At 70.5% G+C, this 13,564-nt stretch carries 13 protein-coding genes; 5 read left to right on the plus strand and 8 right to left on the minus strand.

Translation table 11 applies throughout. The features are described 5' to 3' along the window. Window positions 1-225 precede the first annotated feature (225 nt). Together GKS42_RS03050 and GKS42_RS03055 are read left to right on the plus strand one after the other, a co-directional pair. Entirely contained in the window at window positions 226-1,035 is an 810-nt protein-coding gene (locus GKS42_RS03050) for an alpha/beta fold hydrolase (protein WP_232847899.1), read from the plus strand. 4 nt (window positions 1,036-1,039) lie between these two features. Next, entirely contained in the window at window positions 1,040-1,813 is a 774-nt protein-coding gene (locus tag GKS42_RS03055) for a MerR family transcriptional regulator (protein WP_154792510.1), read from the plus strand. A 10-nt stretch (window positions 1,814-1,823) separates the two neighbouring features. Here GKS42_RS03055 and GKS42_RS03060 read toward each other — a convergent pair whose 3' ends face one another. After that, window positions 1,824-3,038: a C40 family peptidase gene (locus tag GKS42_RS03060; RefSeq protein WP_154792511.1), complete on the minus strand. Its 1,215-nt coding sequence runs from the start codon at window positions 3,036-3,038 to the stop codon at window positions 1,824-1,826. Between the two features lie 186 nt (window positions 3,039-3,224). Between GKS42_RS03060 and GKS42_RS03065 the strand changes: the two genes are divergently transcribed. After that, on the plus strand, window positions 3,225-4,469 hold the full coding sequence (locus tag GKS42_RS03065) for an amidohydrolase (RefSeq protein ID WP_154792512.1): 1,245 nt from the start codon (window positions 3,225-3,227) through the stop codon (window positions 4,467-4,469). 94 nt (window positions 4,470-4,563) lie between these two features. Here GKS42_RS03065 and GKS42_RS03070 read toward each other — a convergent pair whose 3' ends face one another. From GKS42_RS03070 to GKS42_RS03085, 4 genes are read right to left on the minus strand one after another with little or no spacing between them, the layout of a single operon-like run. Next, window positions 4,564-5,352 (minus strand): glycerophosphodiester phosphodiesterase, encoded by a 789-nt coding sequence (locus tag GKS42_RS03070; protein ID WP_232847900.1) that lies wholly within the window; start codon window positions 5,350-5,352, stop codon window positions 4,564-4,566. Further along, on the minus strand, window positions 5,349-6,728 hold the full coding sequence (locus GKS42_RS03075) for an ABC transporter substrate-binding protein (RefSeq protein WP_154792513.1): 1,380 nt from the start codon (window positions 6,726-6,728) through the stop codon (window positions 5,349-5,351). The genes GKS42_RS03070 and GKS42_RS03075 overlap by 4 nt, the downstream gene beginning before the upstream one ends. Before the next feature lie 60 nt (window positions 6,729-6,788). Next, entirely contained in the window at window positions 6,789-7,688 is a 900-nt protein-coding gene (locus tag GKS42_RS03080) for a carbohydrate ABC transporter permease (protein WP_154792514.1), read from the minus strand. Next, window positions 7,685-8,638 carry a carbohydrate ABC transporter permease gene (locus tag GKS42_RS03085; protein ID WP_154792515.1) on the minus strand — a complete coding sequence of 318 codons (954 nt, stop codon included), beginning with the start codon at window positions 8,636-8,638 and terminating at the stop codon, window positions 7,685-7,687. Before GKS42_RS03085 ends, GKS42_RS03080 begins: the two co-directional genes overlap by 4 nt. 280 nt (window positions 8,639-8,918) lie before the next feature. Here GKS42_RS03085 and GKS42_RS03090 point away from each other — a divergent pair, with 280 nt between their 5' ends. Then, complete coding sequence (locus GKS42_RS03090) at window positions 8,919-9,719, plus strand: DeoR/GlpR family DNA-binding transcription regulator (RefSeq protein WP_154792516.1); 801 nt, start codon at window positions 8,919-8,921, stop codon at window positions 9,717-9,719. Between the two features lie 266 nt (window positions 9,720-9,985). After that, complete coding sequence (locus GKS42_RS03095; protein ID WP_154792517.1) at window positions 9,986-11,182, plus strand: amidohydrolase family protein; 1,197 nt, start codon at window positions 9,986-9,988, stop codon at window positions 11,180-11,182. Window positions 11,183-11,196: 14 nt separating this feature from the next. Here the strand turns inward: GKS42_RS03095 and GKS42_RS03100 are convergent, their stop codons facing one another. The 3 genes from GKS42_RS03100 to GKS42_RS03110 all read right to left on the minus strand — a co-directional run bounded on the left by GKS42_RS03100 (window position 11,197) and on the right by GKS42_RS03110 (window position 13,557). After that, entirely contained in the window at window positions 11,197-11,889 is a 693-nt protein-coding gene (locus GKS42_RS03100) for a GDSL-type esterase/lipase family protein (RefSeq protein WP_210769299.1), read from the minus strand. A gap of 212 nt (window positions 11,890-12,101) precedes the next feature. Continuing rightward, window positions 12,102-12,689 (minus strand): TetR/AcrR family transcriptional regulator, encoded by a 588-nt coding sequence (locus GKS42_RS03105; protein WP_154792518.1) that lies wholly within the window; start codon window positions 12,687-12,689, stop codon window positions 12,102-12,104. Then, a complete protein-coding gene (locus GKS42_RS03110; protein WP_154792519.1) occupies window positions 12,682-13,557 on the minus strand; it encodes an alpha/beta fold hydrolase in 876 nt (291 codons plus the stop codon). Before GKS42_RS03110 ends, GKS42_RS03105 begins: the two co-directional genes overlap by 8 nt. Window positions 13,558-13,564: the final 7 nt, after the last annotated feature.

Raw genomic sequence — 13,564 nt, forward strand, 5'->3', positions numbered from 1 at the left:
GTCCACCGGCGGACCCATGCCGGACGACCGCACCGAGCTCGGCGAGAGTGCGGTTCTGCGGCGCCTGCACCGGATCGACCGCACGATGACACCGTCGGCGTCGCGGTGGGCGGGGGCGGCGGACGGCGACGCCGGACGGGACTCTCCATGGCCCGGTTCGTCGCTCCAACTGCTCAGCCGATGCGGTGTTGACCTTGACCTAAGGTCAGGGTGCACGCTGGCGGCATGAACACCTCACACACCTCAGATATCAGCGAATCGGCGCGTTCGACCTGGACCGGCATGGTGCCGGTCGAGGACACGGCACTGGCCGTCACCGACACCGGCGGTCCCGGTACCCCCGTGGTCTACCTGAACGGCGCGTACGCCTCCCAGCGGCACTGGCGCCGCGTCGTCGCCGAACTCGGGCCGGGCATGCGGCACATCACCTTCGACGAGCGTGCCCGCGGGCGATCGAAGAGCTCGGCGGACTACTCGTTCGAGGCGTGCGTCCGTGACATCGATGCCGTCCTCGACGCGCGGGGGGTGGAGCGGGTGCTGCTGGTGGGCTGGTCCTACGGGGCCCTGCTCGGGGTGCACTGGGCGAGCCGGAACCCGGACCGCGCCCTGGGTGTGGTCGGAGTCGACGGCCCGTACCCGGTCGGCTGGACCGACGAGACCGGCCACGACGAGATCCGGAAGGTGTTCCGGAGGATGAAGCCGATGATGCCGTTGGTGCGCCCGCTGGGCCTGGCGGCGCGGTTCTCCGCGGAACTGCATGCTGAGCTGGCCATCGAGTCCCACCACCTCCACGCCGCCCTCGAACCGGTCCTCGACGGCATGACCGTGCCGGTCCGGTACGTCGTCGCCTCCGGAGAGGCGCTGGGCAGCCGCGACGACCTGCAGGAACAGATGCGCAAGTCCATCGACCCGGTGCTGGGCCGCAACCCGCATCTGAAGGTGAGCTCGAAGGTGACCAGCAACCACGGGAGCATCCTGCGCAAGGATTCCCCGGCCGTGCGGGAGGTCGCCGCCCTCGACCGGCGCGATCATTGAGGACATGACCAGTGGACTCACGATCGGACAGGCGGCAGCGTTCGCCGGCGTCACGGTGAAGACCGTGCGGCACTACCACCGGCACGGGCTCGTCGACGAACCAGAACGCGACAGCTCCGGGTACCGGCGGTACGGCTCGGCCGAGCTGCTGCGGCTGGTCCAGGTGCGGACCATGGCCGCCGCGGGCGTCCCGTTGGCCGAGATCGGCTCGCTGCTCGACGCAGACGCGGAGCCGTTCGCCGCAGCCCTGGCCGATGTGGAACGCCGGCTGACCGATCGGATCGCGGACCTGGTGGCGCGCCGCGACACCCTGTACCGGCTGGCCGACGGTGACCGGGCGCTGCTGCCGGACCGTGCCTGCGCGGTCCTGGACCGGATGCGCGATCTCGGCTTCGGTCCTGACTACGTGGCCGCCCAGCGGGAGGCCCTGGTGCTGGCCCGGGCGTTGATGCCGGACGTGTTCGAGGCGTTCCTGACACCGTTCGAGACGTTGCTCGATGACCCCGAATACGTCGACCTGACCAAGCGCGGCCTGGAGGCCGAGGCCTGGGAGCCGGACGACCCCCGTATCGACGAACTCGCCTCCGCCATGGCGGACCGCTACCTCGCCAACCCCGCGCTGCTGGAGATTCCCGCCGGTCCGCAACCCTGGGCGGACTCCACCAGGTACGGCCTCGTCAACCACCATGGGGAGGACCAGGCACCGATCTCGGCCCGGCTGACCGCGCTCACCGAGGCCAAGCTGCGCTCCGCAGGCATTCCCGTCCCCCACCAGTGACGGACGATGCTCAGCCGGCGCGGCCGCCGAACGGCAGCATGTTCACGGGGTACACCGGGACCTCCTCGACCCGACGGCCCGGGGATGGCGCCTGGACGCGCATGTTCGAACCGGAGTAGATCGCCATGTGGTAGATCCCGGACGGTTGGCCGTTGCTCGACCAGAAGAGCAGGTCACCGACCTGGAGGTCCTCGAGCGCCACCCGTCTGGTGGCATCCCACTGGGCCCTGGTGGTCCGCGGCAGCCGTACGCCGGCCTGCTCGAACGCCCGCATGGTCAGGCCCGAGCAGTCGTATCCGCCGTCGGCCGGGCCGGCGCCACCCCAGACGTAGGGGACACCCAGCTGGGTGCGCGCCCACTGCAGGGCCCGGGGGCCGGCGGCGCTCGGCGCCGGGGTGACGTAGGACGCGGCGATCCGGTGCATCTCGCCGGTGTATTCGATGAACCGGCGCACGCCGAGGGAGTCGACACCATCGCCGTTCCAGTCTCCGACCAGCGTGGTGTCGCTGACCCGGCCGTAGGCGAGGGAGCGGTCGGCGGGACCCGAGCGGATGGTGTTGGCGATGAAGTACAGGTTCGAGCGGCGTACGGCGAAGGTGTCGGTGCGGTTGCCGTCCCAGTCGCCCACGTACACGTCGTCGTCGGCGCGGCCGTAATAGGCGATCGAGTCGGCATTGCCACCGGCGATCGTGTTCTTGACGTGGTAGGCGTTGCCCCGGCGTACGGCGAGGGTGTCGACGCCGTCGCCGTTCCAGTCGCCGACGAGCACGACGTCACCGGGTCTGCCGTAGAAGATCACGGCGTCGGCGGCGCCGCCGGTGAGGCTGTTCTTGATGTGGTACTCATGTCCGCGGCGCACGGCCAGGGTGTCGATGCCGTCGCCGTTCCAGTCGCCGACCAGGACCACGTCGCCGGGGCGTCCGTAGGTGAACGTGACCTGTGCGCCACCGGTGGTGTTCGCGTTCCGGACGGAGAAGGTGTTGCCGGTCCGGTAGGCCAGGGTGTCGATGCCGTCGCCGTTCCAGTCGCCCACGAACACCTCGTCCAGGGCGCTGCCGTAGGAGAACTGGCGGTTCGCCGTCGCGGAGAAGCTGTCGGAGAGGTAGTAGTCACTGCCCGCGCCGCCGATCGCACCGCCCTTGGCCTGTGCCGCCGGCATCCCGACCACCGTCAGTGCCACCACCATCAGTGCCACCGCGAGCGCCGAGGACCTGTTCTTCGTCATCACAGGACGAAGTATGGGTTGGGAGCCGGCCGGCGTCCAAAGCGGCTTCGGAACCAGGCGCATCCATGCCCCGTCAGGACGACAGGGTGGTGACCACCGCCGACGGTGCGACCGTTGCCGCGACGGGCCCCGCCGGGCGTGACCCGGTCCATGCGCGTACGGTGGAAGCGCGATCGGGGAGGGCCCATGCGCGCACACGAGAACGTGACCATCAGCGCAACGCTCGCGGACGTGTACAAGGACCTGCATCGCCATCCGGAGCTCGGTTTCCAGGAGCATCGCACGGCCGGGATCGTCAAGGAGGAGCTCGAGGGACTCGGCTTCGAGGTCTCGTCCGGGATCGGCGGGACCGGAGTCGTGGCCGTGCTTCGGAACGGGCCGGGGCCGACTGCGCTGCTGCGGGCCGACATGGATGCGCTTCCCGTCAAGGAACAGACCGGTCTGGACTACGCCAGCACCGCTACCACGACGGGCGACGGCGGCAAGGTGGTGCCGCTTGCTCATGCGTGTGGGCATGACCTGCACACCACGTGCCTGCTCGGTGCGGCCGAGGTCCTCTCCCGCGAGACCACCACGTGGTCCGGGGCGTTGCTCCTGGTGTTCCAGCCCGCCGAGGAACTCGGCGCCGGGGCACAGGCGATGGTCGACGACGGGTTGTTCGACAGGTTCCCGCGGCCCGATGTGGTGCTGGGCCAGCATGTGGCGCCGTTGCCGGCCGGCCGGATCGCCGGCCACGCCGGCCCGGCGTACGCCGGATCGGACTCGCTCCGGGTGCGTCTGATCGGGAAGGGTGCACACGGGTCGATGCCCGAGGCCTCGGTCGATCCGGTCGTGCTGGCAGCCGCGACGGTGCTACGGCTGCAGACGATCATCTCGCGCGAGATTCCGAGCACGGCGACGGCGGTGCTCACCGTCGGTTCCATCCATGGTGGCGACGCGGCGAACGTCATTCCCGGCGAGGTCGAGCTGCAGCTCAACATCCGCAGTTACGACGAGAAGGTTCGCGGACGGATCCTCGCTGCGGTCGATCGGATCGCCAAGGGTGAAGCCGAGACGGCAGGCGCCCCGCAGGAGCCGACGATCACCGAGATCGAACGGTTCCCGGTCGTGGTGAACGACGCGGGCGCGCTGCAGAAGACGTTCGACGCGTTCGGTGCCTGGCTCGGGGCGGACAAGCTCCTCGACCCCGGCGCAGGTGCCGGCAGCGAGGACGTCGGCGTGTTGGCGACGAGTTCGGGTGCGCCCCTGTCCTACTGGCTGCTCGGCGGGACGGACCCTTCGTTGTTCACGACGGGGGACCTCTCGGACCCGGCGCTGCTGACGGTGCCCTCGAACCACTCTCCCCGGTACGCGCCGGTCATCGAGCCGACGCTTCAGCTCGGTGTCACCGCGCTCGTGACGGCGGCGCGCACCTGGTTGCCGGCCGCGTAGGCACCCACCACGGCACCGGGCAGGCCGGCTGATGCCGACCTGCCCGGTTCGTTCGTTCCCCGCAGGCTGCGGTTTCCCGGCGCCCACCGGCGGGTCACACCACGGCTGGGGCCTCGCGCACCGGTCGGCTCGCGCTGAGCCAGCCCAGCAGCCGGTCCGGGCGGTCGGTGATGATGCCGTCCACGCCCCACTCCAGGGCCTGCGCCCACGAGTCGACGTCGTTCAACGTCCACACGAACACGCTCATCCCGGCGTCGTGGATCCGACCGACCAGGCCGGGGTCGGCGAGCAGCACCTCGTGGCTCGGGTTGCACCCGCGCACGCCCAGCTCCGCGCAGAACGGCAGGAGGTCGGGGTTGGATGCCGCCTCCTTCGAGATGAGCAGGTCCCGGCGCAGGTCCGGGGCCACCTCGGCGAGCGAGCGCAGCGTCTGCGGCCAGAATGTCTGCGCGATCGTGCGATCGGCGACCCCGGCGTCGGTGAGCACGCCGACGATCCCGGTGGCCTGCGCCGGGGTGTAGTCGCCCTTGAGCTCCATGAGCAGGTCGGTGCCGGGATGGGCCGCCACGAACGCGGCCACGTCGGCGAGCAACGGAACCCGATGGGAGGCGAACGTCGGCGAGAACCACGCTCCGCCGTCGAGGGCAGTGGCCTGCTCGGCGAGCAGACCGGCCACCGGGCCGCTGGCGTTCGTGGTGGCGTCCACGGTCTCGTCGTGGATCACCACGCCGACTTCGTCACGGCTGAGCCGTACGTCGATCTCGACGAGGTCGGCCCCGGCCCGCCAGGCACCCTCCACCGCGGGCAGCGTGTTCGGCGGCGCCATCGCGGTGTTGCCACGGTGGGCGATCACGAGCGGTCCGGGACCGCCGAGGTGACTCACAGGTAGGGCTCCACGTTGTCCTCGAAGGCCACGTCCAGCTTGGCGGAGACGTCCGGGAACACGTCCTCGGGGCTGGCGCCGGCCAGGACCAGCTCCTCGATGCCGTCGGTGATGATCTGGTCGCCGCCCGGGGTGAACACCCGGACCCAGTCCTGGACCCGCGTCTTCTGCTGCAGCTGGTCCACGGACGTGCGGAACTGCGGCGTCTCCTCGTACACGGCGGCCATGATGTCGCCCTCGACCGCCGAGGTGCGGACCGGCATGTACCCCGTTGACTGCGAGAACAGGGCGGTGTTGTCGGTCTCGGTGAGGAACTTCAGGAACATCGCCGCGGCGAGCTGCTGCTCGGGGGTCCGCGAGGACGGGATGGCCAGCCCGGTGCCGCCGGTGGGCACGTTCGGTGCGTCCACCGGGCCGTTCGGCAGGAACGAGGTGCCGAGCTCGAACGGGGCCGCGTCCAGGTGGCCCTTCAGCGAGCCGGTGGATCCGATCAGGCAGGCGAAGATGCCGGCCTGGAAGTCCGCGTTCGTGTCAGAGCCGAGCCCGGCGAACGCGGTCTCACCGTTGTACATGTCCCGCACGAACGCGCCGGCGGTCATGGCCTCCTCGGTGTCGAGGGTCACCGTCCAGTCGTCGCTCATGTTGCCGCCGAGGCCCCAGATCACGTTGGAGAACCACCAGCCGGCCCAGGACGGGCCGATGCCGAGACCGAGGGCCTGGCCGTCGGCCGGGACCTGCGCCTGCAGCGCGGGTGCCCACTCCTGAAGCTCGGCCCAGGTCTCGGGGCCGCGGTCCGGCAGGCCCGCGGCCGCCCAGACGTCCTTGTTGTAGTAGAAGAGCGGGGTGGAGCGGGCGTACGGGGCCGCGTAGTGCTTGCCCTCGTACTCGTAGTCGCTGTAGAGCGTCTCGACGTAGTCGTCGGTGTCCACCTCGAGGTGGGCGAAGACATCGTCGATGGCCATGATCTGACCGTTGATGAAGTACCGGAACCACCACACGTCCGAGGCGATGACCAGGTCCGGCAGGTCGTCGGTGCCGGAGGCGGCCTGGAACCGCTGCGCGATCTCGTCGTAGTTCGCGCCGGCGGTGACGTGGTTGATCTTGATGTCCGGGTACTCGACGTTGAAGGCCGCGATGTAGGACTCCTCGAGCTCCTTCGTGTTCCCCGGGTGGTTGGACCACCAGGTGATCTCCGTGGCCGGCTCGATCGAGGCCCAGTCGGTCGCTTCGCCCTCCTCCTCCTCGCCGCCACCGCCGCCGACGGACGGGCCGCTGCAGGCGGCGAGCAGCCCGCCGGCGGCACCGAGGCCGCTGAGCTGGAGCAGGCTACGGCGGGAGGGGGTCCACAGCGGTGTGGTGCGACGTGACGTCGTCATGGTGCGCTTCCTTCTTCTATGTGGGGGATGAACAGACGTGGTTCTTGGGATGCGGGTGGATCAGCCGGTGACGGCGCCCGCGGTGAGACCGGAGACGAGGCGACGCTGCAGGACCAGGAAGATGAGCAGCATCGGGGTGGTCACCACCACCGTGGCGGCCATCAGGACGCCCCAGTTCTGCAGGCCGTCGAGGCTCTGCAGCAGCGTCAGCCCGACCGGCAGGGTCATCGTGTCCGTGTTGTCCGTGACGAGCATCGGCCACAGGTAGTCGTTCCACTCCGCGACCAGGGAGATGAGGCCCACGGCGGCGATCGTCGGCATCGACATCGGCACCACGAACCGCCAGAGCCGGCGCCAGTGCCCGGCGCCGTCCATCTGCGCCGCCTCGAGCACCGAGATCGGCAGCGACCGGAAGTGCTGACGGAACAGGAACGTGCCGAACGCGCTCGCCAACCCCGGCACCAGGATGCCCTGGTAGGTGTTCAGCCAACCGAGCGATGCGATCAGGGTGTAGTTCGGGATGATCGTGATCTGGGACGGGATCAGCAGTGCGAAGATCACCACCACGAACGCGACCCTCTTGAACGGGACGTCGATGAACACGAGCGCGTACGCGCAGGTAAGGCCTAGGAAGACCTTCAGCCCGGCACCGGCGATGGTCAGTCCGACACTGTTCAGGGCCATCCGCCCGATCGGGATGGACGTGGCGACCTGCTCGTAGTTGGTCCACTCGAAAGCCTCCGGCAGCCACTGCAGCGGCACCGAGTAGATCTCGCCGGACTCCTTGAAACTGGCTAGGAACATCCAGATCAGCGGCACGGACATGACCAGGATCGCGGCGATCAGGGTCAGGTACAGGCCGGCGTCCAGGTGCGCACGGAATGGTCGACGGCGGCCCTTGGGCTGGTCCGTCCCGGCCGGCGTGGGTGCGTCGACGCGTTCGTCCACTGTGGTGCTCATGCGTAGTGGACCTTTCGTTCCATGAACTTCAGCTGGATGGCCGTGATCACCAGCAGGATCACGAACAGGATGGTTGCGGCGGCGGAGGCGAAGCCGGCGCGGCCGGTCTGGAAGCCCTCGACGTAGATCTGGTACATGAGCGTCGTCGTCGAGCCGAGCGGTCCGCCGTCGGTCATCGCCTTGATCAGGTCGAAGGACTGCAGCGAGCTCAGGATCGTGGTGATCAGCAGGAAGAACGTCACCGGGCCGAGCAGCGGCAACACGATCGACCAGAACGTGCGCGTCTTGCCCGCACCGTCGAGCGCCGCGGCGTCATGCAGGTCCTGCGGCACGCCCTGCAGCCCGGCCAGGTAGATCAGCGCGACGTACCCGACGTGCTTCCACAGGTAGACGATGATGATCATGATCAGTGCCCACGGCGAGGTGGTGTACCACTGCGGGGAGCTGAGCCCGATCGCCTTCAGCAGCGTGGAGAGCAGGCCGTAGCGCGGGTCGAAGATGTACAGCCAGAGCATGCCGACCGCGATCCCGGAGAGCACGTACGGCGCGAACGCCACGGTGCGGGCGATGCCACGTCCGAAGATCTTCTTGTTCAGCAGCAGCGCCAGGCCCAGGCCGAGCACCAACGAGCCGCCCACGGTGGTCACGGCGAAGATCGCGGTGGTGCCCATCACCTGCGGGGTGTCCGGGTCGGTGAACCAGCGGATGTAGTTCTCGAAGCCGATGAACCGCGCCACGCTCGAGCCCATGTTCCACTGCAGCATCGAGTAGTAGAAGCTCAGCAGCAGCGGCCGGTACACGAAGATCAGCAGCAGGGCGATGTTCGGCCCGGCCAGCAGGGCGAAGAAGCCCAGGTTGCGCAGCCGCTTGCGGCGCTGGGCCGCACGGCGCTGCGTCGAATGGGGCTGGCTCGGCGCCGTCGCGATCGGGGTGGCGGTCTGCGCCGTCATCGAGGGGACACCGTGTAGTCGTAGCGTCGGGGCGCCACGGGGTCGGTCATGCTCATAGTCGCTCCTTTGGGACATGCAAGGAGACCGCCCCTGGCGGTCCGGCAAAGCCTTTGCACGATAGCGCCGCGAGCAGGTCGTGTCGAATGAATCTGCGCGACTTGCACCTAAAACGTCACAATCGATCATTCGTCGCGCGTTCAACCATTGTTCACCTACGGGCCTGCTCCGGTCCCTACCCTGGAGATCAGCAGGGTGCACTGGGGTGCCCGAAGGGAATGACGTGAGACAGCAGCAGCGCCTCGACCAGATCCTCGCGACCATCAGCACGCAGGATCGGATCAGCGTCGAGGAGATCGCGGACCTGTTCGGGACCTCGCTGGCGACCGCTCGCCGCGATCTCTCGGTGCTCACCGACCAGGGCCTGGTGACCCGCACGCACGGCGGTGCCATCGCCGTCGCCAGTGCCTACGAGCTCCCGATGGCGTACCGGATCGCGAGGAACGCCCACGCCAAGCGGGCGATCGGCGCGACGGCCGCGGCACTCGTGAGCCCCGGGGACGTGGTGGGGCTGACCGGTGGCACCACCACGTCCGAGCTGGGCCGGGCCCTGGCGGCGCGTGGCGACCTGGTACCGAAGGTCGGCACCGGCGTCACGGTCATGACGAACGCCCTGAACATCGCCTACGAGCTGGCCATCCGGCCCCACGTGAAGCTGGTGCTGACCGGGGGAGTGGCCCGGTCCCAGACGTTCGAACTGGTCGGCCCGATAGCGGCCGCCACCCTGTCCGACGTCGTCATCGACGTTGCGTTCCTGGGCGTGGACGGGCTCGACGCCGAGCGCGGCGCCACCACCGCCGACGACGCGGAGGCACACGTGAACCACCGCATGCTGAGCAGCGCGCGGCGCGTGGTGGTGGTGGCGGACTCCACCAAGTTCGACCACGCGGCCTTCGCCCGGACCTGCTCCCTTGAGGAGATCGACACGCTCGTCTGCGACGCCGAGCCCGGCCGGGCGCTGGCCGAGGCGCTGGCGCGCGCGGACGTCGAGGTGATCGTCAGCCCGCCGCGGAGCCGGGGCTGACCGGCGAGGGTGCGGATCCGCGGCTGATCTCGGCGAGGGTGCGGATCCGCGGCGCATGCGCCGGGTGAGCCGCACATTGGCACGATCGCCGGCCCGAGTCCGGTCCGAGTCCGGTCCGAGTCCGGTCCGAGTCCGGTCCGAGAGTGTGGTTCTGCGGCGGACGCGCCGGGTGCGCCGCACGATGACACCGTCGGCATCCGGAGCCCAGACGATGCGGCGATACTGGTTCGCGGACCGGTGCCATCGCCGGCCCAGGGGAGGCATTCGTGACCATCATCCGCAACGTCCGCCCGTGGGGCGGACCGCCCAGCGACATCCACGTCACCGACACCCAGATCACGGCGATCACCCCGCACGAGCCGGCCACCGCCGTCGGGCAGGATGCCGGTACCGCCGCCGACGGTGACGTGATCGACGGCGGCGGCCGGCTCGCGCTGCCGAGCATCGTGAACACGCACGCCCACGTGGACAAGTCGTGGCAGGGGCTGCCGTGGCAGTCCTACGGCGGTGAGGGCGGCACGGACGGCCGGATCAGGCACGAGCGGGCCCGCCGCGACGAGCTCGGCATCCCCGGTGTGGAGATCACCACCGCCGTGCTGCGCGAGTTCGTGCGGTACGGCACCACCGTGCTGCGCACGCACGTGGACGTGGACCTCGGCGTCGCGCAGCGGGGGATCGACGTCGTCCGGGAGGCCGTGGCCTCCTTCGACGGCGCCGTCGAGGCGCAGATCGTCGCGTTCCCGCAGGACGGCGTGCTCCGGCGCGAGGGCGTGCTCGACCTGCTCGCCGAGTCCGCGCGGGCGGGCGCCGAGTACATCGGTGGCCTCGACCCGGCCACCATCGACCGGGACCCGGTCGGCCAGCTGGACGGCATCTTCGCGATCGCCGCCGAGCACGGCTGCGGCATCGACATCCATCTGCACGATCCGGCCGAGCTCGGCGCGTTCCAGTTCGAGCTGATCCTGGAGCGGACCGCGCGGTACGGGCTGGCCGGCCGGGTGAACGTGGCGCACGGGTTCGCCATCGCGCAGCTGCCGGCGAGCCGGCGCGCGGACCTGCTCGCCGCGATGGCGGAGCTCGACGTCACCATGACCACGGTCGCGCCGATGCGGGTGCCGCAGCTGCCGCTGCACGAGTTCGACGACGCGGGGGTCGCGTTCGGCTTCGGCACCGACGGCATCCGGGACCTGTGGTCCCCCTACGGGACCGGGGACACCCTCGGCATCGCGTGGCAGTACGGCCGCACCGCCGGGATCGTGCGCGACGAGGACCTGCTCCGGGTGGTGCGGATCGCGACGTCCGACGCCGCCCGGTTCGTGGGACGCGACGTCCACGACCTGGTCCCGGGTTCGCGCGCGGACCTGATCCTGTTGGACGCGGAGAACCCGATGGACGCGCTCGTGCGCACGCCGCCGCGGGACCTGGTCATCGGCGGCGGGCGGGTGCTGCACAGCACTCTCTGAGCGGCGGGCTGCGATCAGCGGGCGGGGACGAGCCGGGCCAGGGCGAGGGCGATCGCGGTCATGCCCGCGTCGTTGGGGTGGAAGGACGCGCCGGTCAGGGTCAGGTCCGTGTGGAACGGCTGCACCCACGGGTCGGCCGAGTCCCACGCGTGGCCGGTGCTGAGCGTGGAGGCGCGGACCAGGTCGGCGCCGGTGCGGTCCGCGGCCTCCGTGAACGCAAGGGCGAGCGCCGCCTGGACGACGAGGAAGTCGCGTACCTCGTCCTCGGAGAACACGGCGGAGCGGCTCGACGCCGGGTCCAGCACGGTGAGGTAGTCGACCAGGATGACGCGTGCCCGGGAGGCCTTGCTGCGCGCGGCATCGACCACCCGCACCAGGCCCGCGGTCGCCCGATCGACGTCCTCATCGCTCGGGAGCGGGACGCCGTCGGGGAAGGCGCCGTCCATGAGTTGCCGGGGGTCCGTGTGGGCCCAGGCGGTGTGCAGCAGCGCCGCCGAGAACTGGAGGTCGTTACCGCCGGCGGTGACCGTCACGATGTCCGTCTCCGCCGGCACCCGGTCGAGCTGGGGTCGCAGCATCCGTCCCGGACCGGCCTCCTGAGGGGTGTCGAGGAGGTTCGCGGTGGTCGCCCCGGACGTCGTGAGGTCCACGAGGTGGGCGCCGATGAGTTCCGCGAGCTGATGGGCGTAGTTCCGGCCGGACCGCATGGCGACCGGGTCGATGAGGGTCGATGCCCGGCCCGGACGCGAACGAGCTGCCGACGGCCGCGATCGACAGGGGGCGCCGGGCTCGCACGCCACGGGTGGGTTGGTCCGCCGACATGCCCGGGCTCCTCATCGGTGTGGTCTCTCGAGTGGCCGCTCGATGCCGCCGGCCGGTACCCGAGCACGTGACGCCATTGTTCCCCACGCCGGCCGGGTCAGTCCCGGGCGAGTCCCTCGAGGCCCCGCACCAGCATGACGACGAGCGCGTCGAAACTGGTGTCCAGGTCACGGGAGAGCCCGAAGCCGCCCTCCAGCTCGAGCAGCACGAACCCGTGGATCGCGGAGCGGAACACGCGGACGGCGTCGATCGCCCGCTCCGGGGTGAAGTCGTAGCCGCGCAGAGCGCTCGTGGTGACCTCGAGGGCCTCCGTGCTCGCCCCGATGATCGCGGCATCGGCGGGCTCGTCCGGATCGCCGGCGTGCTGGGCGGCGAGGTACCGCGCGGGCTTCTCCTCTGCGAAGGCGCGCAGTCCTTCGGCGAGGGAGACGACGGCGTCCGCTCCCGCGCGCCCGACGGTGGCCCGGCTGAGGGCCCGGGTGAAGTCGCGCACCGACTCCAGGGCGACGTCGCGCCGCAGGTCCGCCAGCGACCCGACGTGCTTGTACAGGCTCGGCGTCGACACGCCGTGCCTGGCGGCGACCGCGGCCAGGGTGAGGTTGTCGAATGCCCGGGGCCCGCCCTCGTCGATGATGGCGAGGGCGGTCTCGGTCAGGGTCTGCCTGCTCAGACCCGCCCTAGGCAAGCGAGCCGCCAGCCGGCTGCGGGGCCGGGTTCTGGGCCGTCGGACGGACCTTCGACAGGAAGGACAGCGTCGCGGGAGCCACGAGGTCGGGGCGCTGCGCCTGGGGGTAGTGGCCCGCGTCCGCGATCAGCGTGCCCTCGGCGTCGATCGCGGCGGTGGCCCAGGCGAGCTCCTCGGCGGGGGAACCGAAGTCCGGATCGCGGTCGCCGATGAGGATGAGCGCGGGCGCCGCGACCTCGGGTAGCCGCACCTCCACCTCCGAGTGGTCGAGCTGCACGGCCAGCTCGCGGAACGAGCGGAGCCGGCCCGGCTCGCCGAGGCTGCTCCGGATGGCGCGCACGTGCTCGTCGAGCCACGGTGCCTTCGTCACCTTGTTGAGGCCGGCGTAGTAGGAGCCCCAGAACGCGGCACCCCAGGGGCGCGCGAACAGGATCCGGTAGAGGACGCGGGTCGCCGCCCGGGCGAGCCGGTTGCTCACCGGCTCCCGCAGGAACGGGCTGAGCAGGACCATGCCGGCAACGGCGTCCGGGCGCTCGGCGGCGGCCCAGGCGGCCGCGGAGGCGCTCATCGAGTTGCCGATCACGATGGCGCTCTCGCCGAGCTCGTCGGCGAGGGCCAGGATGTCGGCACCGGTCACGGCATCGCCGTGCGTGGTGAACGTGGTGTCGCTGTCGCCGTGACCGCGCAGGTCCATCACGGCGAGGCGGTAGCCGGCCCCCGTGATCGGCCCTTCGAGGTCGCGGTAGACCGAGCGCAGATCGCCCATCCCGGGGACGGCGATGACGAGCGGACCGGTACCGGTGACGGTGTACGCGAGGCGGCCCTCGGGCCGGGCGAGATAGCGGATCTCGGCTTGGCTAATATCCATACCCTTT

Source organism: Occultella kanbiaonis (assembly GCF_009708215.1).
Lineage (GTDB): Bacteria > Actinomycetota > Actinomycetes > Actinomycetales > Beutenbergiaceae > Occultella > Occultella kanbiaonis.